This is a genomic window from Psychromicrobium silvestre (genome assembly GCF_013408295.1).
Classification (GTDB): Bacteria; Actinomycetota; Actinomycetes; order Actinomycetales; family Micrococcaceae; genus Renibacterium; species Renibacterium silvestre.
On record NZ_JACBYQ010000002.1, the window covers coordinates 518,623 to 536,579 of the forward strand.

A 17,957-nucleotide genomic window follows, 5' to 3' on the forward strand; every position below is an offset into this window, starting at 1 on the left:
CCGCGACTGCGTTATCCACATGTGTGGAATTACATGTGTGTAAGTTTTCCACCGTGTGGATAACGCATGTGGATTTCGGTAGGCAGGCGCTGATGTAGGTTCGCGTTGGATCTGTGCTTTGTAACTTTAAAGTGGCCACGCGTGTCAAATCTAATCATTTGGTGTCACGGGTGGAGACTGTGAGCATGGTGCCGACTTCTAGTTCGGTGGTTCAGTTTGAGTACCGGGATTCGACCGGTACTGCGGTGGGAGTGTCTGCTGCAGAGGTGATTGGGGCGGATATTCTCCGTGGGTCGCCCGTTCGGCGACCTTCTAGTTATGTTGGCCAGCGTCATTATCCTGGCATTTTTTGGTCAGCTACCACTCGGACTCAGCTTCTGTATGAGAGCCTCCTGGAGGAGTCGTTCTTGTGGGTTGCGGATTTTGACTCGGCTATTACTGGTATCGCTTCGCAACCTTTTCGTTTGAGGGGCCAGTTCCTGGGCCGGATGCGTTCGCATGTGCCTGATTTTCTTCTGCAAACCGTTGAGGGCCGCTTCCGTGTTGTTGATGTGAAGCCAGAAGACAAGCTCGACCGGCCCGAGGTGGCTGAGATTTTCGAGTGGACTAGCCGGGTCTGTGCTTCTAAAGGCTGGGAGTATCAGGTTTTTACGGGGGTGCGGCGGATTATTCTACGCAATATTCGTCTGATCGGTCGTTACCGCACTGCGGGGCTGTTTTTTGATCCTCCGTTGGTCGGTGTGGGTGCCGAGGATTTAGCGGGGTTGACTGTGAGTGAAGCGTCCGGGGCATTGGAACCTTTTGCTTCGGTTGAGCGGTCTGCGTTGTCGCTGGTTTTGGAGCGTTTGTGGTGGGGGGAGGTGGGTGTTGATCTGAGGGTTCCTTTATCCGGTAGTTCTTTGTTGTTTGAAGGAGAATCTCGTGGGTTCTGATGATGCTGTTGTTGTAGAGGTTGGTGGTTGGGTTTGGTTTGATGGCGGGTTGTGGGAGGTGGGGTCTCTTGATGCTCGCTCGGTGACTTTGTACCGTGCTGGTCAGGTGCGGAGGGTGTCTCTTTCAATGCTTGATGCTGGGACGCTGCGTTCGGAGGGTGCTGAGGTAGCCGACGGGGGCTCAGATCCGATGTTGGGTGTTGAGTTGGCTCAGTTATCGAAGGAGTCGAGAGCTCGTTTGGAACTGGAGGTTGAAGTTCTGGCTGGAATTTCTTCCGCGGTGTCCCAAGGAGCCTCTCAGCAGCCTCTTTTGGTGGAGGGCGCTGAGAGGTTGGGGACTACTGCTAGAACGCTGAGGAGGCGTTTGGTTGTTTTTCGTGATCAGGGTCTGGCGGGGTTAGTTGATTCTCGTTCTACGGGCCAGCGTTCCGCGAAGGTTGATCGGCGGTGGGTTAGTGCTTGCCAGAGGGCGATGCGAGAAGCAACGTTTGAGTCCACTCCGTCCAAGAAGCGCATCTTGATGCAGGCCAAGGCGTTGTTGGAAGACTCTTATGGTGTCGGGGTGGTTCCTATTCCTACCTATCAGACTGGTTGCCGATGGATTGAACGATTGGCTAAGGGAAAATATACGTTTGGTTCGGCGAAAAATCGGCGCTCGGTCGCCGAACGTCCTCAGGGTTTCTTCGGCAAGCTTCGCCCTGATGCTCCGGGGGAAGTGGTGATGTTGGATACCACTCCTTTGGATGTTTTCGCGATGGAACCGGTGACCCATCGGTGGGTCTCCGTCGAGTTGACGATAGCCCTTGACCTTTATTCACGTTGTGTTCCCGGTTTGCGCTTATCTCCGGTATCGACGAGGTCTGCTGATGTCGCTGCCGTGTTATTTGAGGTTATTTCCTTCCAGAAGGATGACAGGTCTGACAAAGATTCCGGGGCGTCGGAACAACCTGCATGGGCACCGTCGTGTGTTCCTCAGACGATCGTGGTCGATCATGGCAAACAGTATCTGTCGGCTCATGTGCTGGGTGCCTGCGGAAGGCTGGGCATCAATGTTCAACCAGCGATCCCGGGCAAGCCGACCGACAAGGCAGCCGTGGAACGGTTTTTCCGGTCTTTGAGGGAGTCTTTGCTGGAGAACCTCGACGGTTATAAAGGCCCTGATGTGTATTCGCGAGGGAAGGATGTAGAGCTCAAGGGTTTCTACTATGTCAGCGAGTTAGAGGATCTCATTCGACAATGGATCAATGACTACTATCATCAAAGACCTCATTCCGGCCTGGTAGTACCCGAGTTGCCGTCTGAGCGATTCAGCCCATCCGAGGTGTGGGACATTGGTGTGCAAAAGGGCGGGGTACTGAGAATCCCTGCCTCAAATGAGTTGCGTTATGAGTTTCTTGAGGTGAAGTGGAGGGCGATCCATCATTACGGGGTGGAGATCGATGGGCGCACGTATAACGGTTCCGCGGTGAACATGTACCGTGGTTCGCGCTCTTCATATGTGGGCGCTCAGGCAGGTAAATGGCCGTTCTTCATTGATTCTTATGACATTCGCTGGGTATATTTTCGGGATCCCGATACGGAAGAGTTCTCCTCCTTGGAGTGGGAGCATGCTAAGAGCCTTAACGGACCGCTGAGCGCTGAGGCGGCCGCTTACGCCAAGGAAGTCGCTTCTTCTGGTGATAGGCGGTTCGATCCAGAGACGGAGATGCGTCGTTTACTGCTGGAGTGGTCCCGCGGGGAAGTCTTGGATCGTCGAAGCAAGACTTTGGCACGCCGCACTGCAGCACGTGCTGAGCCCTTAGTTGCCGCCCCAGTAACATCCGCCAAGCGCAACGGTAAGAGGAAGAGTCCGCACGCACCTGGCGCAGTCGTTGATTTACTCACTCGGCGGGTGCATGCGGAAACAATGATCGAGAACATCGAAGCAGAGGTCTTCGAGGAGTATTACAAAGACCGTCCTGAGGGAGCCGGCATGGAGACGCTGGACTGATGGGAAATCAGTGGGCTGCATGGTTGGAAGATAACAGCGAACGCCAGATCAATCTGGCGCATCAACGAGGCTGGTTTGCCTTCGCAGAGGCTGCGGATCGTGTCCCAGTCAAACTACTCACAGCCTCCCAGCTGCGGAAGTTGGGTGAGGAGGAGCGGGAAGACTATGACGAATGTCGGCAAGTGTGGAATGTAAATTTTCCGACGATTAAAACCCCGCAGTTGCTTCGTGCTTTCGAGGTGATGGACGAGGTTTTCTATTCCTCCGCCCGCGATGGTCACCGGCTCAAGGGCGGAGTGGCTATCGATGCGCCTCCTGGTTTGGGAAAAACAACAATCGTCACCCAGTACGGTCGCGGTTTGCACCGTAGAGATATTCGCCGCCACGGAGCAAGAACGACAGCCGGCCACCAGCGCATTCCCATCGCATTCGTGTCGTTGACGGCGAGTATGACGTTGAAGACACTAAATCGGAAAATTGTTGAATTTTACGGTCACCCAGCGATTGACAAGGTAACCTCGGCCCGGTTGGCTGACCTGGCGGTGAACTTTGTGGAGTCTTGCCAAACAAGGGCCATTGTGGTGGACGACTTACACTTCATTGATTTCCGGCAGCGCAGCGGTGTTGAGGTTTCTGATCATTTGAAGTGGCTGGCAAACGCACTCCCGGTAGTGTTCATTTTTACCGGTGTCGGATTAGCAAAAAAGGCGTTCTTCAACGAGGGCCGCACTTCAGAAGAGGCATCTCTAGCGCAAACTGCAAGACGCACCACCCTCCACACCGTGGCACCGTTTCTGACGAACACCGATGCCGGGGCCAGAGCTTGGGTCGAGTTGTTGTCAACAATTGAGGCCCATCTATTGCTGGTCAATCGCAAGCCGGGAATGCTCACCGATCATGCAGAACTGATCGCCCAACGCACCCAAGGCCATATAGCTTCCCTCGCGGCACTGGTTGACCGAGCCTGCCACCGGGCAATCCGTTCCGGTGAGGAAACCATTAGTGAAAAAACTCTTCAGCTAGTGACGTTAGATAATGCTGCGAGTCGTTCCAGCGCCTCAGCGTGACCGCCTCGAGCCGTCCTGGCCATTAGCGGTCACACCACTCCCTGGGGAGTCGTTACCGTCATGGCTTCGCACCGTTGCTCGAACCTATCAGGTCGGGGTCAAGGACATTCTTACTGCTCTGGGATTGCCAACAAAAAGACAGACCTTCACCACCATTGCGCACCATGTGGCAGACAGCGCTGAAACCATTTCAGCACAAACCCACACCCCTGCGGACTGGCTAGCCACGGTCAGAGACGAACGCGGCGACCTGTTATGGGCTCGGGCCGTGAAGCTCTATGGTTTCAAACCGTTGCCCGTCCAAGCCCCTTCACGGTTCTGCCCGCAATGTTTGTCCGATAACGGTGGCCGATGGCAAGCCTCCTGGTTCTCCCCACTGGCACTGGTGTGCAACAAGCATCAATGCTTTCTGTACGAGCGTTGTCCGAGATGCGGTATCTACCCTTTCCGGACCACCCGGTGGTTATGGTCCTCCCACCCCGGCAGCCTTTGCCTGGGACACCTCAGAACCCCGGAGCGTAGCACCCGGTGCGGTCAACGCTTCAATGAACTTCCCTCAAGGGTTGTTACGGCTGAGGAAAGTCGCTTTCTACGCTGGCAACACCTCTTAGATCAGACAAGAACGCCGTTGAGTGACCTGTCTGATTCTGCAACCAACGACGGCAGAGCATTAGGGATGACGGTGTCCCCCCACGATTACGCTGATGCCTTCCTGTGGCTACTTGACGCCTCAGGCGGTTTCAACCCACTCATCAAACAGCAACTCGGGCCGAAGAAAATGCGCCAACGCATCCAGCAACTGAGCGGGATACTCGATCAGCCCCACCCGGGGTCGGCGGCCCGCCTAGCCATCACCGAACATAAAAACCTCATCGCCAAGATCACATACACAGCGGTCGGAAATCCGCACCACCCACCGAACGACTTCGCAGGAAAAATACGTCACGCTCTCCTCGCCCACACCTCTTTCCCCGCCCCTGCCGTGATGCAGCCGCAAGCTGAACTCAAAGCCCGCCGCATCACCCCAGCTGCGTTATGGATTTCAGAAGCCTCAACTCACCACCTCTTGCAGCAAAAGCGTGTCCATCGCATCGCTTTGTCGGTGGCCTGGCTAAAAATGCGTACCGACTACAACTGGTCCAAAGCGGGGGCCCATCTTGGACTGCCTTACCGTCTAACCCAAAGCATCCCAGTGTTCTGGCATGAAGCATCCCTCACCGGCTACACGCACGAAGCACTAGAGTTCCTGGAAGAACTCACTGACCGTGTTGAAGAACTGACTGTCCCGATCGACTACCACCGACGTCGAGAAACCTTCAAACACCCGCAACTTCTGGAAAACGCGCTCTACTCAGTCACAGGGGCAACAACTGAGCAAGCCCCAGCGTCCACCGAAATCCTAGACCTATGGGCACACCTCACCGGGGGGCACCCCTCCTACCCACCCAGTTCATATCAGCGCCTGCTTATCAGCCATCGCCGTCAAGGGCATCCAAACAACGGAGCCCATCTCAGCCCAGAACTCGCCGCCGCCGTTATCGATGCTCTTCTACCCGCCGCGCCCTGCCTCCGCGATGAACCCGCCACGTGGAAGCCGCCCCGGGAATGACCCAAAACAGAACACCCATCGGACCACCCTTGGAGTCCTGCAAACTACTCGGCCACGGTACGGGGATAGTCATCACAAACCCTTAGTCCCGACTCCGCGATTACCTCACAGACAACTGCTGGCACCTGAGCTAGTTTCGAGGGCACTCCCTAGATTTACTCTTCTTGCTATCTCAAGGTCAGTTTTTGACAGGCAGAACTTATCTAGCCGGACCCTGATATTTTGCCGGGCCAGTGTAGACGTCCAGGTACGATGGTGCGCAGCTATCGATCGAGATTGGTGTTGAAATGGTGCCGCGTCCTACACCTGCAGAAGAAGATCCCCGATTTCGGCAAGCACGTCGCCTGTTGGAAGAGATTGGTGAGTCCCGAATGCGCTGCGTGTTTTGAAGGTTCAAGAACATCTTCCGGACAGGCCCTTGACGGACGAAGAGATACGCTGCATTCGATCAATTATCGAGTTAGGGCTGCTTCCAGATCGCAAGATTAGAACTCTTTGGCGAGCCATGGACACTGTCGGAGCGGACATCAACATCGATATGCTCCGACTTGTCGATGACTTTTTGCCGGATCGCAGATTGTCAGAAATTGAGTGGGCTGCTCTGTGCCAATGGCTACGCCAACACCGTTCATGGGCAAAGTTCAATCTTTCTCAGGCTGTGAAGACAGAGAGCGATCGTCGACGGTGGCAACAATCCCGTGTACGCGTCAGGGCCCTGTTGAAGGACGAACCTTGGATCAGTCAGGTCCTAAACTTCATCGGCCAGTACAACCAGGACCATGGAGAAGGTCCGTCATGGTCTCAAGCCAGGAAGGCTAATCCCCACCCTCAGTTGTTTTCGGAAGCGTTCTTTCAGGTCATCAGGGTCCTTGCCAAACGAGGCAGAGTCGCCTTCACTAATATGCCGCGAAGTCTTGCGCTGTATCGACCAGCCGACGAAGCACCCGTGTTGTGAACACCTGCCGAAACACTCGCGCTAATGGCGAAGCACCTCATCTGATCGGGAGGACTTCGTGCTGGCCAAGTGAATGCTCTGCCGAGCACCCGCCCATATAAATCTAGTTCCCATCAATATGTAGGAATATTTCTGCATATTTATCTTGCAATGAGAGTGCTGATGATTTACTGTGGTGGTTATGGAAGTTTCGCCTAATGGCTCCGCCACTGTGATACGACCCCTCGTGGGCACGATCAGAGTCGCCCGCGGTCTGACGCAAAAAGAGGTCTCCTCCGAGACGGAGATCTCTCAGGCCGTGTTGTCAAAAGTCGAGAGCGGACTGATGGAGCTGGACGAAGAACGGAAGCTTCTCCTGGCGCGAACCCTCAGTGTCCCTGTGCAAGCATTGGACGTTGCCATTGATGAGGGGAAATCATCAGGATTGGTTTTCCATCGGAAACGCGCCACCTTGCCAGTATCGAAGACTAATCAAATTCGAGCGATCTTGGACTTCACCCGAGTCCAGGTCGATGCGCTGTTGGGATCAGGCCGTCAATCTCCCACTTTGATGAGAACCCCGTTACCAGAGGACGGCCTCACTACGCCGGAGGAAGTCGCGCAGGGCCTCCGAAAGAGGCTTGCTCTAGCGCCGGGTCCGTTGCCAGACATTGTTCAAGTGCTGGAACAGGCAGGAATGGCGGTCGTTAGGCGCGATCTGGGTTCAACCCAGATTGATGCGATTGTTAGTTGGCCTGAGGGAGATTGGCCACTGGTCCTCCTTGGTAATCATGCACCAGGTGATCGCCAGCGATTTACCTTGGCTCACGAACTAGGTCACGCGATCATGCATCAGCTTCCCTCTGAGTATCAAGAGCAAGAAGCAGACCGATTCGCCAGTGAATTCCTGATGCCATTGCAGGATATCCGGAGCGAACTTAAAGAAATAAGCATCCCTTCGCTTGCCCGCCTCAAGTCTCGGTGGCAGGTCTCCATGGCTGCGCTCTTGAGGCGCGCCCGCGATATCGGCACCATTACTGAGGCGCGGTATAAGGCTCTGATCATTGAAATGTCCCGGGCAGGTTATCGAAAACGAGAACCTGTCGACATTATTGTCGCAGGCCCCCAACAAATTCCAGAAGCCATCAAGAGGCGCCTAGCTTTAGGTGAGACACCTTCAGATCTGGCTGAAGCAGCACATCTGACACTCGATGAGTTCGACACTCTTTATGGGAATGAGGAACGATGATGGAACCTGAGAACGCCCCCACAGTGAACCTGATCGATGATCGTGAATCTTCTGCGATGTCGACCGTTACACGCCTGTCGCCACTTTCAACCGCCGCAGCGACAGCGTTGCAAGGTAGGGTGCTGATGCTTGTCAGTTCGAATGCCTTCGACGCGATGAAGCATATCGACACGAAGTACTCCGGGATTGTAATTACCGGGGCGAAGGCACTAGATACAGTCAGGGTCTTGAAACGCCACCACCCCCAGATGGTTGTAGCGGTCGAACCAACCTCAATCACCAAGTACATTGCGACGGCCAGCCACCCTTTCGATGTGGCCGAAGGTGACGGGATGTTGATTCCGCTGACCCTCGGGGAGGTTCTCGCAGCCCAAGCAAGAGCCGGTGCCACAGTGACTGTGACACCAACCGGCTATATCGCCCCTGGGGAATCACAAGCACTCAAGGCTGCGATTGAACTTGGCAACAAGGAAACTCGTGACGATATGGTGTTGCTGCTTCCTGTCCACCATCTTTGGTTGTCTAAGAATTGGCTAACTCAGCTCATCGCAGTCGCACGACTAAGTATCCACCCAGTGGCGCTGATCGTTGTCGACAGCTATCAGGACCCTCTCAGCAACGATGGAGCTGTCGAAGGATACCGAACTTTCTTCCGTCAGGTCCCTGGCGCAATTGCGTGGCGGACGGATCTAGCTGGGTTCGACGCTCTGGCTCACGGCGCTATCGCTGCCTCAATTGGCTTTCTTCCGAGTATCCGCAGAGGGTTCGAACCCAACAAAGGGTCGAACTCCAGTGATCCGAATAACAAAAGCCCTCATCTACTAATACCGAAAATGCTGCGTTATACGCGATCGAGCGTGATGCGTGAACAATGGTTCGCCTCATCGGAGCCAATTTATTGCTCATGCATTATCTGTTCCAACAGAGCCCTCGACTCCTACACGACTTCAGATGAGGATCGCCTTCAAGCGCATCTGCACAACCTCGTAGCCCTGATGCAGATGCGGCGCGACCTCGGAGTGCTTACAGGTGAAAGCATCTACGAATGGTGGCGCGAGCTGGTAATTCAAGCGCTAGTTGAGCATGAAACTCTTTCGGCGAAAATTTCGGTAAAAATAGGTGTGCCTGAAGCCCTTAAAAGCTGGGCCGCATAGAACCAAGCTGTGGATTCAAAGGAATCGGCTCACCCTGGTGAGTTTCGCAAGGAATCGTAGGCCACTTCGGCGAATCTCCATAACGCTCCGGTGTACCTGCTCGGCAGGAAAGGGGCTGGCTCAAGCAGCACCTCAAGCGCCAAAGGATCCTCAGAGAGCTGCACTGAGGTACCAATAACGATACCTACTCCGTAATAGGCTGCTTCCAGGCACATCAGTTCAGCATCATCTGGTATCCGCGAAAGAATCATAGTGCGTTGGCAATACTGACCAAATCGTGTGGCGTTAGACAGAGTTCGCTCCCAACCCCGCCCCGCAATCCAAACAGCGCGGGGCGTCACAGCAGGGGCCACAATTCGCTTAACGAGCGCGCCCTCCGCTCCAGAATCCCACTCGATAAGACCTTCACTCATTCCGCTCAGCTGATCTTGCTCCCTGCTAGGGAAGGCACGAAGCGGCAGGAACGATTCAGAAGGAAGTTTCAGCAGCAAGTCCAAAAGCTCTGGGTTCACTGGGACTCTTACATCACCAGTTTTTCGACGTTGGATTTCAGCTTGCATAGGTAGGACTTCCAGGCTGACAGGCACACCTTGGAAGTGAGACTTAACCAGTTTTGCCTCAGAGCTGGACGTTGCTAGGTGAGGGATCGAAGCTAACACATTCATAATTACCCCTTCCTTCCCATACCCGTAGTGAGGGTCCTTGATCTACGCTCTTTTTCTCGCGCAGTCCGAGTCAATTCTGCGACCGCCTCCCAAAATGGGTGAGCGCTACGAGTAAAATACTGTGCCCTACTATCCGGCTTTACCGGCTGCCTGGAGACCAACCCAACGACCGTCAAATCTACCAGCAATCGATGTACGGTACTTCCAGGAATCTGCGTCAGGGAAGCTAACTGCGTCCCTGTGAACTCTTCAGTAGAGTCCATGATCCCCTCAGCTAAACGCAACATGAATCTGTTACCGAAGAGAGTCTTCGACCATGTCTGCTCGCAGTCAGTCGACGAAACCATAATTTCATTGTATCCCATATTCCGGAAAATGAAATATAAAATCACAACGTTCTAGCTAGTTGGTGCCATTTTGTCGGCCGAGTGCCTTAGGGTGGGATCACCGCACAGCAGAGAACTTCTGAAGGTAGTTAGTTGGATTGCTCTGACTAGCTACCGACAACTCTCCAAAATTTTGGCGCAGTCGCAGTTTCCTCGAGAAATCAGAGTATTTAGAGCCTGGGTTCGATCAGCATCGTGTTGCGCCACTGGCCTCGGCGGCCGACGGCGCGGTATCCGCTTTTGTGGTGCAGGCGAGGCTGGCCAGATCTTCCCGGAAAATAGACGATTGGATCACCCATTATCCCGCTTGTTCGGCGGTGTATGCCAGGGCTGCGAGGAGGTGCAGCCAATTCCTTGACCCCCAGCAAAGGTGGCGTTGCCGGTGGCAATACTTTCGGAATGGATTCGTTCGACTGTAGGCCAGCCTTCCCGCATCATCGACCGGACCACGGCTGGGGGCGGTTCTGAGGTATTAGAGCGAGGTGATGAGTCCGGCAGCCTGTTCCAAGGCGCCGGGAACCAGGGAGTAGTAGGCCCAGGTGCCGCGTTTTTCCCTGGTGAGAAAACCGGCATCGACCAAGATTTTCAGGTGGTGCGATACTGTGGGCTGCCCTAAACCGAGCGGTTCGGTCAGATCGCAGACGCATGCTTCCCCGCCCTGGCCAGCCTTGACTATGGAGAGTAGCCGGAGCCGATTGGGATCAGCCAGCGCCTTCAAAAAGGCTGCCCGTTGCTGCGCTTCCTCGGCTGCCAAGGTGTCTACGGTGCTGGGAGTGCAGCATGCATCGACGGGGGTTAGCTCGAGGGTCTGCAGTGCGGTCATGGAGTCCAGTATGACACATATTGACATCCATCGATATATGCGGTGATACTCAATACATCGATAACATTCGATGTTTAGTTGAGGAGTTTCGTGAGTGCTCTAGCCCCTGATCTGGCCGATGAGAAGAGCGTGGTGGGTAAGTTATCGACGCTCGACCGGTTCTTACCGGTATGGATTGTTACTGCGATGGTCGTTGGTCTTTTGCTTGGAAGGCTTATTCCGGGCTTGAACACGGCATTAGATGCGGTGAAGATCGGGTCGGTGTCGTTACCGATCGCGATCGGCTTGTTGGTGATGATGTATCCGGTATTGGCGAAAGTCCGGTACAACGAAACTGGCCGGGTGCTTTCCGACCGGAAGCTGTTGGTGACCTCGTTAGTGATGAACTGGGTGTTAGCGCCGGCGTTGATGTTCGCTTTGGCCTGGATTTTCATTCCTGATCTGCCCGAATACAGGACGGGTTTGATCATTGTGGGTCTGGCCCGGTGTATTGCGATGGTGATGATCTGGAACGACCTTGCTTGTGGTGATCGGGAAGCAGGAGCGGTTTTGGTGGCGATTAATTCGGTGTTCCAAGTCCTCGCGTTCGGTGCACTGGGCTGGTTTTACCTTCAGCTCCTCCCCTCTTGGCTTGGCTTGCCGACCACTAGTGCTGATTTCTCTTTCTGGTCTATCAGTGTCTCGGTGCTGATTTTTCTGGGCATCCCGCTACTGGCCGGATTCTTGACTCGTGTTCTCGGGGAGAAGGCTAAGGGCCGGCCCTGGTACGAGGATCGTCTTCTGCCGAAACTTGGGCCGTGGGCGCTCTACGGTTTGTTGTTCACCATCGCTGTGCTCTTCGCCCTGCAAGGGGAAACGATCAGCAACAAACCGTTGGATGTCATCAGGATCGCGGTGCCTTTGCTGGTGTATTTCCTGGTGGTCTTCACCGCCGGCATGTTGATCGGTAATGCCCTGGCACTGGGGTATGCAAAGACCACGACGTTAGCGTTCACGGCGGCAGGGAACAATTTCGAGCTGGCGATCGCGGTCGCGATTGGCACTTTCGGTGTTGCCTCCGGCCAAGCCCTCGCCGGGGTCGTCGGCCCGCTCATCGAAGTTCCCGTGCTCGTCGCCCTGGTCTACGCAGCGCTCTGGGCGCGGCGCCGATTCTTCACCCCCACATCAGCCCACATCAACCTGGCCAGTACCGGAACAACTAGTACCGGATCAGCGGTGTTAGGGGCAGCTACTGCAGATGAACCGGCTTCTGCTGTTATCAACGGTCATTAGTCAGATTTCTCGAGAAGGAGAGTATTTGTGATGAGTGAGAAGAAACCCTCGGTGTTGTTCGTGTGTGTGCATAACGCGGGACGGTCGCAAATGGCGGCAGCGTTCCTGACCAGTCTGAGTCACGGCGCTGTGGAGGTGCGTTCTGCCGGCTCCGAGCCAGCCAATCAAGTCAACCCTGCAGCTGTTGCGGCGATGGCTGAGCTCGGCATCGATATTGCCGCAGAAATCCCGAAAGTCTTGACCACTGAGGCGGTGAAAGAATCGGATGTGGTGATCACCATGGGCTGCGGGGATACTTGCCCGATCTTCCCCGGCAAACGCTACGAGGACTGGGAACTGGAAGACCCGGCCGGTCAAGGCGTGGACGCGGTCCGCCCGATCCGTGATGACATCAAGGCTCGCATCGAAACCCTCCTCACTGAATTGCTTCCTCTGGGTAGTGCACGATGAACCAGCAGATGGCTGGGTTGCCGGTTGTGGTGATCGGTGCCGGCCCTGTCGGTCTAGCGACCGCCGCGCACCTGCTCGAAAATGGGCTCACCCCGCTAGTACTCGAAGCCGGTGGGCAGGTCGGCGCCGCGGTCACGGCTTGGGGACACACCAGGGTGTTCTCGCCCTGGCAGTACAACATCGACGCGGCCGCCCGTAGGTTGCTTGAACCCACTGGCTGGGTTAGTCCTCGCCCGACAGCGCTACCGACCGGTGCCGAGCTCGTCGCGGAATATTTGAAGCCTTTGGCCGCCCAGCTTGGCGAGTTGGTGCACACCGGTGTGAAAGTGACCGCGGTGACCAGGGACGGGCTCGATAAAACCCGCACCGACGGCAGGGACAGCACACCTTTTATGGTTCGCACCATTACTGCTGACGGAACGATCGAGGACGTCCGAGCCCGGGCGGTCATCGACGCTTCCGGGACCTGGGACACCCCTAACCCCTTGGGCGCCGGGGGCTTGCCTGCACCGGGCGAAGAAATAGCTCGTGCCCAAGGGTTTATCACCGCCCCGCTACCGGATGTGACCGGTCGTGGCCGGGCGAGCTTCGCGAACAAGCACACGGTAGTCGTTGGTTCCGGACATTCCGCGGCGAACACCCTGATCGCGCTCGGTGAGTTAGTCAAAGATGCCCCGGACACCAAAATTAGTTGGATCGTGCGCAACGCCTCAGCAACGAACCTTTATGGTGGCCAAGACAAGGACGGGCTACCGGCCCGAGGGATGCTCGGCACCAGGTTACGTAAACTCGTCGACACCGGCATCGTGGAACTCCATCAAGGATTCACCATCACCTCCTTCACCCCAGGCACCCATCAGGTGAACGTGGTCGGGCGCACTGCCGAAGGCGAAACAGTGCTGGAAGCAGATCTGGTCGTTCCAGCGGCCGGGTTCCGACCCGACCTCACGATTCTGTCCGAAGTGCGGCTCGATCTCGACCCGGCAGTAGAGGCACCTACCCGCCTCGGGCCGCTCATCGACCCGGAACACCACTCCTGCGGCACCGTGCCAGCGCACGGGGCAACAGTGCTCGCTCACCCGGAAAAAGACTTTTACCTCGTCGGCATGAAGTCCTACGGGCGCGCACCCACCTTCCTGATGGCCACCGGTTACGAACAAGTCCGCTCCATCGCTGCCGCCCTGGCCGGCAATGATGAAGCAGCGAACCAGGTAGAGCTCAACCTGCCTGAAACCGGGGTCTGCTCTGCCGATACCGACACCAGTTGCGACACCCCCATCATGAGCGGCGAGAAACCAACCGGGGAAGGGGTCCAGGCAGCAGGTTCGTCATGTTGCGCGGCTGCACCAGAGCCGGTACTTATCGGTATCTCGACCGGCCTCGCTCACGGACGCGCCGGTCACGAACACAACTAATCACCCCTGTTATCGACACAGAATATGGAGCACGCCCGATGAGTACACCGCCTCAACCGGTCCCCGGATTGCTTGATGACACCGCCGTCCTGCAACGAATCAGCGCCTCGCTTGCACAAAAGTTCTTAGGGATCTTCGCGGAAGAAACCGTTGAACGCTACGTCTTTGAGTCCTACACCGCGTTACGGCGCACCGCGAAAATTCACACCTATCTTGCTTCGACCACCGAGCGGTTCGCCGCTGACCGACTCACAGCCCTCGCCCAATCCAAAGGCGCGATCGCCCACGAGGTGCCCGAAGTATTGTTCGTGTGTGTGCATAACGCCGGTCGTTCTCAAATCGCCGCCGCTCTCTTGGCCCAGCAGGCGAAAGGGAAAGTTCATGTTCGCTCCGCAGGCTCCACCCCAGCGAGCGAACTGGACCCCGCCGTGCTGCAAGTCATGAACGAGAGCGGCCTGGACCTGACCCAGGAATTTCCTAAACCGCTCACCGACGACGTCGTGCGGGCAGCCGATGTCGTGATCACTATGGGTTGCGGTGATTCCTGCGCCATCTATCCTGGAAAAACCTACCTCGACTGGGACATCCCCGACCCGGCCGGTGCCACCCTAGAGACTGCTAGGGATATCCGTGACCAGATCGCTCACTGCGTCCGTGAACTCCTAGCCACCCTGACGACCGAGGATCCGCGATGACCAGCCAGGTTCCCGGTGTGTTGTTCGTTTGTGTGAAAAACGGTGGGAAGTCCCAAATGGCAGGCGCTCTGATGCGCCACGCAGCCGGAACAGCCGTGCGAGTCTTTACTGCCGGCACGGCACCTGGAACCTCCCTGAACACCCAATCCGTGGAATCCTTGACCGAACTCGGCATTGACCTCGGCACCGAACACCCTAAACCCATCACCCATGAAGTCCTTGACCAAGTCGATCTCATCATTACTCTCGGGAAGGAAGCCGTCGTTGACCCGGTAGAAGGGATCCAAATCCGTCAATGGGACACCGACGAACCCTCACTACGAGGCATCAAGGGCATGGAACGCATGCGTCTGATCCGCGACGACATCAAAACCAAAGTCCAACAACTCCTGATCGAGCTGACTAAAACCGTCTAGGACAATTGAATGGGGGCTCGCTTTCGCTTCATCACAGCGGAAGAATGAGAGGCATGGACATTCAGGTACTCACCATCCAGGGGTACTCACACGAGGATGCCCTGACGGCGTTCGCCCGGGCACTAGCCCTCGAAGGATATGATCCAGAGTTGATCAAGGTTCATCGCGTGACTACGGAGGGTGAAGCCCTCGCGTTGAGATTCCACGGCTCACCGACATTCGCGCTCAACGGCATGGACCTGTTCCCGTCCGATAACACCCCAGCACTTACGTTCAGGGTATCCGGTGCCATGAAAGGTTTTTCTGCCGTACCGTGCCTTGATGTTCTTCAAGCACATCTCCATGCCGGGCTAGAGTCTGCTGAACAGTACAGCTAGGCCTGGTGACCGGTCATGGACCCGCTTCAAGAAAAGATCATCGTAGACTATCGCCGCGCCGTCGCTGATTTGGAATACTTCCTAGGCCAAGCCACCCCGGCCGAGCTACAGAACCAAAGCGCCGGGACGAAGTGGACTAATGAAGAGCTGCTGTTTCACATGGTTTTCGGCTTCATGGTCACCCGAACTCTTCTGCCCCTAGTACGGGTAGTGACTAAACTCCCGAGGTCTTGGCGCAAGGGGTTTGCCCGGTTACTCAACGCTGGGACTATCCCCTTTGACATCGCTAATTACTGGGGATCCAAACTTGCTCGCCGCGTCTATAACAGGCACCGGATGGCAACTAAACTCATTAAAACTACTCAGTCCCTCTTGAAACAACTCGGAGCAGAAACCCCGGTCTCTCTCACCCAGGAAATGGACTTCCCGACCCGATGGGATCCCTTCTTTCACACCGGGATGACGCTGGCAGAGCTCTACACCTATCCCACGCTGCACTTCGACTTCCACGCCCGACAACTCACCCTCAACACCCCTCCCGCGCCACCCCACTCACAGAGTCGTTAGCGCATCTACCAGTCATATGTATCAAATCTCTAACACCCCGCAGATGCGGCCACAAGGAAGCGAATCACCAACCGCATTCCCTGGGCGATCCTTGAGCTATTCGGGTTAGGTGCGCAAATCAGCGGAGCGCTCAACGCTTCGAGCGAGAGAAACACCAGCCCCGACAGCGGCAGCCCATGGCTTGGTTGGATCTGGTCACGCTATGAGGATTAGCCAGAGCCCCACCGAAATAACACTGCGGTCAGGACTGAGTCAAAAGTCTAAGCAGACCCTTACCGACGGTAGCCAGCCCCTTAGTGGGAGCCGCTTCCAGCATTTCCACGTGCTCGAAGTTCATAAAGTTCACAATGTTCACAGAAGTTCACAACCCATACTCACGCGGGTCGGACCGGGGAGCCTTTTTGTAAGGTTCGGATACTTGTCAGAGGCACCGTCTATCGTGAGGAGTGAAGCTTGTCCCATCCGAGGGTGAGCCGGACACTCAAGAGGAGAACCTCATTGAACAGCCCCAGTGACAGTCGCTCCGTTTTTGTGGTGCACGGACGCAATGAACCGCTTCGTAAGTCTATGTTCGACTTCCTGCGCAGCATCGATTTGTCACCGATGGAGTGGACAACTGCAGTTGAGCTAACGGGTGAGGGGTCGCCCTATATCGGGCGGGTGCTCGATATGGCTTTTGATCATGCGACTGCCGTGGTTGTTTTGATGACTCCTGATGAGGTGGCATATCTACAGCCCCGCTATGGTCATGGTGAGAGCGACAGGGAAACCCAACCCGCGCCACAAGCCCGCCCCAACGTGCTGTTCGAAGCTGGCATGGCGCTAGGGCGTGACGCCGGGCGAACTGTGCTCGTGGAAGTGGGTGAAGTACGTCCGTTCAGTGATGTTGCTGGACGCCACGCGATCCGGCTGTCGAATGCTTTGGCAAGTCGTCAGGAATTGGCGAATCGGCTTCGAACGGCAGGCTGCACCCTGGACCTCCGCGGCACGGACTGGCATACCACAGGTGATTTCACGGCACCTCCTCCTCCAGGCGACGGCCTCCCACTCGGGCGGCGCATCCCGGGCAGCGTCTCAGCAAGGAAGGCCATTGACTTTGATCTCAAATTCTTCACCAAGGGCGGTAACCGCTTAGACAAGCTTCAGGTGATCAACCGAGGAACGGAGACCGCCTACGATGTTGTCCTGACCGTGCCTGAGAACGCAGCCCTGGATCTACGCTCGACAGATGTTGAAACAATCGCGAAAATCCCAGGCGGTGGCCGCTCCGTCACCGTAGACGTCTTGAACACAGGACGCATGTTCGGCGGTCCGCGAAGAGAGGACGCTTTCGACGTCACCATTACGGCACGTGCTGAAAGCGGCAATCAGGTAGTCCAACAAGTATTCCTCGATCTGAACGGGTGATAACAATGGAGGAAGAGATCCAAGTTCCGGTGAGTATCCCCCTCGACAGTGACGGCTTCCTTCGTCGGGAGTGCCCGACCTGCGAACAGGAGTTTAAGTGGTTCAACCATGCTGCAGGAGACGATGACGCTGAGCCGACCTCCCAGTACTTCTGCCCACTGTGCGGCGTCGCAGCAAGTCTCGATTCATGGTGGACTCCAGCACAGCTTGAATACGGTTTTGGCAGTGCCGGCGGGGCACTCGATCAGGCAGTGCGGGACGCCTTCACTGACGCGTTCAAGGGCATCGGAGGCATGAAATTCGAGCCAAACTCATCACTCAGCCTGAATATTGAAACACCGGACCCACTCATAGAGCCCGACGACATGGTCATCGTTGAACCGCCTTGCCACCCGAATGAGCCACTCAAGGTCCCCGACTCTTACACAGAACGCGTGTTCTGTCTGATCTGCGGTTCACCGTTCACAACATAGCCCGGAAACATAGCTGTCGTGACTTGGCCCATCAAGGACCCGGTAGAAGGTAATGAACATGCCAACGCCAACTTTA

18 protein-coding genes and 1 pseudogene are annotated in these 17,957 nt (G+C 56.0%); 16 read left to right on the forward strand and 3 right to left on the reverse strand.

Annotation, left to right across the window (positions count from 1 at the left end):
* The first annotated feature begins 185 nt into the window (after window positions 1-185).
* The 7 genes and pseudogenes from FHU41_RS10445 to FHU41_RS10470 all read left to right on the forward strand — a co-directional run bounded on the left by FHU41_RS10445 (window position 186) and on the right by FHU41_RS10470 (window position 8,935).
* The gene (locus FHU41_RS10445) at window positions 186-932 is read left to right on the forward strand and encodes a TnsA-like heteromeric transposase endonuclease subunit (RefSeq protein WP_179389605.1); all 747 of its coding nucleotides are present in this window, start codon (window positions 186-188) and stop codon (window positions 930-932) included.
* Complete coding sequence (locus FHU41_RS15410; RefSeq protein WP_179389606.1) at window positions 922-2,922, forward strand: integrase core domain-containing protein; 2,001 nt, start codon at window positions 922-924, stop codon at window positions 2,920-2,922. Before FHU41_RS10445 ends, FHU41_RS15410 begins: the two co-directional genes overlap by 11 nt.
* Window positions 2,922-3,989 (forward strand): ATP-binding protein, encoded by a 1,068-nt coding sequence (locus FHU41_RS10455; RefSeq protein WP_179389607.1) that lies wholly within the window; start codon window positions 2,922-2,924, stop codon window positions 3,987-3,989. Before FHU41_RS15410 ends, FHU41_RS10455 begins: the two co-directional genes overlap by 1 nt.
* A pseudogene (locus tag FHU41_RS15515) lies at window positions 3,958-4,389 on the forward strand (TniQ family protein); the annotation flags it as partial. The gene FHU41_RS10455 and the pseudogene FHU41_RS15515, both read left to right, overlap by 32 nt.
* 228 nt (window positions 4,390-4,617) lie before the next feature.
* Complete coding sequence (locus FHU41_RS15160) at window positions 4,618-5,598, forward strand: hypothetical protein (protein WP_246279596.1); 981 nt, start codon at window positions 4,618-4,620, stop codon at window positions 5,596-5,598.
* Window positions 5,599-6,734: 1,136 nt separating this feature from the next.
* Complete coding sequence (locus FHU41_RS10465; RefSeq protein WP_179389609.1) at window positions 6,735-7,781, forward strand: ImmA/IrrE family metallo-endopeptidase; 1,047 nt, start codon at window positions 6,735-6,737, stop codon at window positions 7,779-7,781.
* A complete protein-coding gene (locus FHU41_RS10470; protein ID WP_179389610.1) occupies window positions 7,778-8,935 on the forward strand; it encodes a hypothetical protein in 1,158 nt (385 codons plus the stop codon). Before FHU41_RS10465 ends, FHU41_RS10470 begins: the two co-directional genes overlap by 4 nt.
* Window positions 8,936-8,964: 29 nt before the next feature.
* Here FHU41_RS10470 and FHU41_RS10475 read toward each other — a convergent pair whose 3' ends face one another.
* The 3 genes from FHU41_RS10475 to FHU41_RS10485 form a co-directional block, all read right to left on the reverse strand.
* Window positions 8,965-9,150, reverse strand: a complete 186-nt coding sequence (locus FHU41_RS10475; protein ID WP_179389611.1) for a hypothetical protein — start codon at window positions 9,148-9,150, stop codon at window positions 8,965-8,967.
* A gap of 452 nt (window positions 9,151-9,602) precedes the next feature.
* Complete coding sequence (locus tag FHU41_RS15520) at window positions 9,603-9,965, reverse strand: helix-turn-helix domain-containing protein (RefSeq protein ID WP_425503327.1); 363 nt, start codon at window positions 9,963-9,965, stop codon at window positions 9,603-9,605.
* 493 nt (window positions 9,966-10,458) lie between these two features.
* Window positions 10,459-10,809 carry an ArsR/SmtB family transcription factor gene (locus FHU41_RS10485; protein WP_179389613.1) on the reverse strand — a complete coding sequence of 117 codons (351 nt, stop codon included), beginning with the start codon at window positions 10,807-10,809 and terminating at the stop codon, window positions 10,459-10,461.
* 90 nt (window positions 10,810-10,899) lie between these two features.
* On the opposite strand from FHU41_RS10485, the gene arsB reads away from it, so the two are divergent.
* From arsB to FHU41_RS10530, 9 genes are all read left to right on the forward strand, one after another.
* Complete coding sequence (gene arsB, locus FHU41_RS10490; protein WP_343046306.1) at window positions 10,900-12,081, forward strand: ACR3 family arsenite efflux transporter; 1,182 nt, start codon at window positions 10,900-10,902, stop codon at window positions 12,079-12,081.
* 30 nt (window positions 12,082-12,111) lie between these two features.
* Window positions 12,112-12,531: an arsenate reductase ArsC gene (locus tag FHU41_RS10495; RefSeq protein ID WP_179389614.1), complete on the forward strand. Its 420-nt coding sequence runs from the start codon at window positions 12,112-12,114 to the stop codon at window positions 12,529-12,531.
* Window positions 12,528-13,946, forward strand: a complete 1,419-nt coding sequence (locus FHU41_RS10500; protein WP_246279598.1) for an FAD-dependent oxidoreductase — start codon at window positions 12,528-12,530, stop codon at window positions 13,944-13,946. Before FHU41_RS10495 ends, FHU41_RS10500 begins: the two co-directional genes overlap by 4 nt.
* A 38-nt stretch (window positions 13,947-13,984) precedes the next feature.
* A complete protein-coding gene (locus FHU41_RS10505) occupies window positions 13,985-14,641 on the forward strand; it encodes an arsenate-mycothiol transferase ArsC (RefSeq protein WP_179389615.1) in 657 nt (218 codons plus the stop codon).
* Window positions 14,638-15,057, forward strand: coding sequence for an arsenate-mycothiol transferase ArsC (locus FHU41_RS10510; protein WP_179389616.1), 420 nt, complete (start codon window positions 14,638-14,640; stop codon window positions 15,055-15,057). Before FHU41_RS10505 ends, FHU41_RS10510 begins: the two co-directional genes overlap by 4 nt.
* A gap of 53 nt (window positions 15,058-15,110) precedes the next feature.
* A complete protein-coding gene (locus FHU41_RS10515; RefSeq protein WP_179389617.1) occupies window positions 15,111-15,434 on the forward strand; it encodes a hypothetical protein in 324 nt (107 codons plus the stop codon).
* 15 nt (window positions 15,435-15,449) lie between these two features.
* Window positions 15,450-16,001, forward strand: coding sequence for a DinB family protein (locus FHU41_RS10520; protein WP_179389618.1), 552 nt, complete (start codon window positions 15,450-15,452; stop codon window positions 15,999-16,001).
* Between the two features lie 498 nt (window positions 16,002-16,499).
* The gene (locus FHU41_RS10525) at window positions 16,500-17,408 is read left to right on the forward strand and encodes a TIR domain-containing protein (protein ID WP_218847201.1); all 909 of its coding nucleotides are present in this window, start codon (window positions 16,500-16,502) and stop codon (window positions 17,406-17,408) included.
* A 5-nt stretch (window positions 17,409-17,413) separates the two neighbouring features.
* Window positions 17,414-17,881 (forward strand): hypothetical protein, encoded by a 468-nt coding sequence (locus tag FHU41_RS10530; protein ID WP_179389619.1) that lies wholly within the window; start codon window positions 17,414-17,416, stop codon window positions 17,879-17,881.
* The last annotated feature ends 76 nt before the right edge of the window (window positions 17,882-17,957 follow it).

What these genes read in the sequence shown, in the direction of transcription:
- FHU41_RS10445 (WP_179389605.1), top strand. Translation starts at nt 186, where the DNA reads ATGGTGCCGACTTCTAGTTCGGTGGTTCAGTTTGAGTACCGGGATTCG.
- FHU41_RS10455 (WP_179389607.1), top strand. Translation starts at nt 2,922, where the DNA reads ATGGGAAATCAGTGGGCTGCATGGTTGGAAGATAACAGCGAACGCCAG.
- FHU41_RS10465 (WP_179389609.1), top strand. Translation starts at nt 6,735, where the DNA reads ATGGAAGTTTCGCCTAATGGCTCCGCCACTGTGATACGACCCCTCGTG.
- FHU41_RS10470 (WP_179389610.1), top strand. Translation starts at nt 7,778, where the DNA reads ATGATGGAACCTGAGAACGCCCCCACAGTGAACCTGATCGATGATCGT.
- FHU41_RS10475 (WP_179389611.1), bottom strand. Translation starts at nt 9,150, where the DNA reads ATGTGCCTGGAAGCAGCCTATTACGGAGTAGGTATCGTTATTGGTACC.
- FHU41_RS15520 (WP_425503327.1), bottom strand. Translation starts at nt 9,965, where the DNA reads ATGGGATACAATGAAATTATGGTTTCGTCGACTGACTGCGAGCAGACA.
- FHU41_RS10485 (WP_179389613.1), bottom strand. Translation starts at nt 10,809, where the DNA reads ATGACCGCACTGCAGACCCTCGAGCTAACCCCCGTCGATGCATGCTGC.
- FHU41_RS10495 (WP_179389614.1), top strand. Translation starts at nt 12,112, where the DNA reads ATGAGTGAGAAGAAACCCTCGGTGTTGTTCGTGTGTGTGCATAACGCG.
- FHU41_RS10500 (WP_246279598.1), top strand. Translation starts at nt 12,528, where the DNA reads ATGAACCAGCAGATGGCTGGGTTGCCGGTTGTGGTGATCGGTGCCGGC.
- FHU41_RS10505 (WP_179389615.1), top strand. Translation starts at nt 13,985, where the DNA reads ATGAGTACACCGCCTCAACCGGTCCCCGGATTGCTTGATGACACCGCC.
- FHU41_RS10510 (WP_179389616.1), top strand. Translation starts at nt 14,638, where the DNA reads ATGACCAGCCAGGTTCCCGGTGTGTTGTTCGTTTGTGTGAAAAACGGT.
- FHU41_RS10515 (WP_179389617.1), top strand. Translation starts at nt 15,111, where the DNA reads ATGGACATTCAGGTACTCACCATCCAGGGGTACTCACACGAGGATGCC.
- FHU41_RS10520 (WP_179389618.1), top strand. Translation starts at nt 15,450, where the DNA reads ATGGACCCGCTTCAAGAAAAGATCATCGTAGACTATCGCCGCGCCGTC.
- FHU41_RS10530 (WP_179389619.1), top strand. Translation starts at nt 17,414, where the DNA reads ATGGAGGAAGAGATCCAAGTTCCGGTGAGTATCCCCCTCGACAGTGAC.